The sequence below is a fragment of the Butyrivibrio sp. genome (genome assembly GCF_017940685.1).
Taxonomy (GTDB): Bacteria; Bacillota; Clostridia; order Lachnospirales; family Lachnospiraceae; genus Butyrivibrio.
Map to the genome: position 1 here is coordinate 1 of NZ_JAGAYD010000133.1, position 2,706 is coordinate 2,706.

1 protein-coding gene and 1 pseudogene are annotated in these 2,706 nt (G+C 43.6%); one reads left to right on the plus strand and one right to left on the minus strand.

Features of this window, described 5'->3' with window-relative positions; all coding sequences use genetic code 11:
• Positions 1-679 (plus strand): annotated as a pseudogene (locus J6I68_RS08600) (glycogen debranching enzyme); the annotation flags it as partial.
• A 3-nt stretch (positions 680-682) separates the two neighbouring features.
• On the opposite strand, the gene J6I68_RS08605 reads toward J6I68_RS08600, so the two are convergent.
• Entirely contained in the window at positions 683-2,497 is a 1,815-nt protein-coding gene (locus tag J6I68_RS08605) for an Rqc2 family fibronectin-binding protein (RefSeq protein ID WP_292219627.1), read from the minus strand.
• Positions 2,498-2,706 lie beyond the last annotated feature (209 nt).

A 2,706-nucleotide genomic window follows, 5' to 3' on the forward strand; every position in this document is an offset into this window, starting at 1 on the left:
AAATGGTGAGGACAATAGGGATGGAACAGATTCTAATGACAGTTGGAACTGCGGAGTAGAGGGAGATACCTCTGACCCTGAGATTCTGGATCTGAGATTTCGTCAGATGAAGAATATGATGACCATTCTTCTTACCAGCAGAGGAATCCCAATGCTCCTGTCTGGTGATGAGTTTGGAAATACCCAGTTTGGCAACAATAACGCCTACTGTCAGGACAACGAGATTTCTTATCTTGACTGGTCGCTGCTTGATAAGGACAGGAACAAAGACCTCTTTGAATATGTAAAAAGGCTCATCGCTTTCAGACGCTCTCATCCGGTGCTTATGGGCAGTAAGTTTAACTTTGGTGAAAATAGAACAGGTTATCCCGAGCTTTCTTTCCACTCATTAAAGCCCTGGGAGTTTGATGAAAACGCTCATAATTTGGCATTTGCCTACATGTTTGCTGAGGACCATGAAAAATATGGGACAAAAAAAGACGCATTCATTTATATGGCTGTAAACGCTCATTGGGAGGCACATACCTTTGAACTTCCCATTATTCCCAAGGATAAAAAGTGGTACCTGGCTTTCAGGTCTTCAGACATTTCCACAGATGTTGGAAAAGAGTATAAAATAAAGGACCAAAGCCACATTGACCTTGGTCCCAGAACTACAGCTATTCTGATTACAAAATAAATTTTAGTCACTAATAAGCTTAAGAGATGAAATATCTGGCGCAATGGCCATGGAGTAGTTGGTGTAATAGACCACAAAACCTGGCTTTGCGCCATTTGGCTTTTTGACATCTTTTCTCTTTAGATAGTCAATCTCAACCTTCTCCTGAACTTTGCCCTTTGAATAGTAGGCAGCAAGGGCTGCGGCTTCCTCAAAGGCTCTGTCTGGAACTTCCTTTCCCCCGGTTAAAAGAACTACATGTGAGCCGGGGATTTTTTTAGCGTGGAACCACCAGTCGCCGCCGTTTGCAGTCTTAAAGGTGAGTTCATCGTTCTGAATATTGTTTTTCCCAACATAAATATCAAAGCCGTCGCTGCTCAGGTAGTGGAAGGGCCTGCTGGTTATCTTTTCCTTGCGGCCGTTTTTGCCGGTAACGTGGGACTTGATATATCCGCTTTCAGAAAGCTCCTGACGGATCTGAGCAAGATCAGCTTCCTTTTTTGCAATATCAAGGGAAGTTGCTATAGATTCAAGCTGTTCTATGGTCTCAGAAACTTCCTTCATCTGTTCCTCAAGGGCCTGAGCTGTGCGCTTTAATTTGGTGTACTTATCAAAGTATTTATTGGCGTTTTCTCTGGCGGACAGGGTAGGATCCAAGGGAATCGTTATGTCTTTTCCTGTATTGTAGTCGTTTACGGTTATGGACTTGTCGCCCTCGTTAACGCTATAGCCATAGGTGTTAAGAAGTTCTCCGTATACCCTGTACTTGTCCTTCTTGTCACAGTCAGCCATCTGCTTTCTTTGAAGATCGTACTTCCTTACGTTTCTCTCAAGTGTAGTCTGGACAATCTTTCTAAGGTCCACGGACTTTTGCTTGATCCTGGTAACCACATTCTTTTCAGCGTAGTACTGGGATATAAGCGCTGAAATATCAGAAATGACTCTGATGCCTGGAACTGAAGACTTAAGGGAAGGGTTACTGGCATTTTTAAGGTCAAAGCCGTAGATACTAAGCGGGATGGAAGAGTACTCTTTTGGTGCATCCCCGTCATAGTAGATGGCAGGGACAAAAGAGCCTTCTCTTACATGTTCCATAATGACGTCAAAGGCCCTGTACACAGATATGGACTCTGAGGTAGAAAGGGCGTTGGCGGGCTTATCTGCATCAACTAAGGCTCTGTAGCAGATCTCCTGTGCGATAATAGGAGAAAGGCCGGTGTAGCTTGAATAGATTGCCTTAAATACAGGCATGGGCTTACCCAGCACGAGAGATGAAAACTCATCTGCAGTAGTCTCAAGGGGATTAGCCTTGTCCTGACTTGGGATAAAGTAGGTGCGGCCTGGAAGGACTTCCCTTACTGAACTTACAGAGGCAGGGATATGCTTGATACTGTCTATGATAACGTCCTGCTCGTCAGTAAAGATGATATTGCTGTATTTGCCCATGATTTCGATCAAAAGAACCTTATGGCGAAGGTCACCCATTTCATCAAGGTGCTCGATCTCAAACCGGATTATCCTCTCAAGACCACCAGGCTGGGATACCGATGTGATGCGGCCATTCTGGATATGCTTTCTAAGGAGCATACAGAAATTGGGCGCAGTCATGGGAGATGCCTTGGTCTCATCTGTCAGGTACACAAGAGGAAGTGATGCGTCAGAGGACAGCACCAGTCTTGTCTGCTTGATTCCATATTGTTCTGCTGCCTCGTAGGAGAGCTTGACTGTGATAAAAAGTTCATCGCTCTCGGTCTGGGCAATCTTGTATATGCGACCTCCCACCAGGAGGTTTTCAAAATCTCTTTTTAAATTTGCAACTGTAATTCCATCAAATGCCATAATAAAGCCTCTTTTACATAAATGAATTCAATACAGTATACCACAAGTTACTTGATTAAAGCGACAATTACTGATATAGTTAGACCTAGTATTTATTTGGTTTTTCGGAGGTTTTTTGGTATGGAATCAGAAAAGAAGATAATGCTCTCTGGCATTCAGCCAAGTGGAGATTTACATTTAGGTAATTATCTGGGAGCCATCAAGAACTG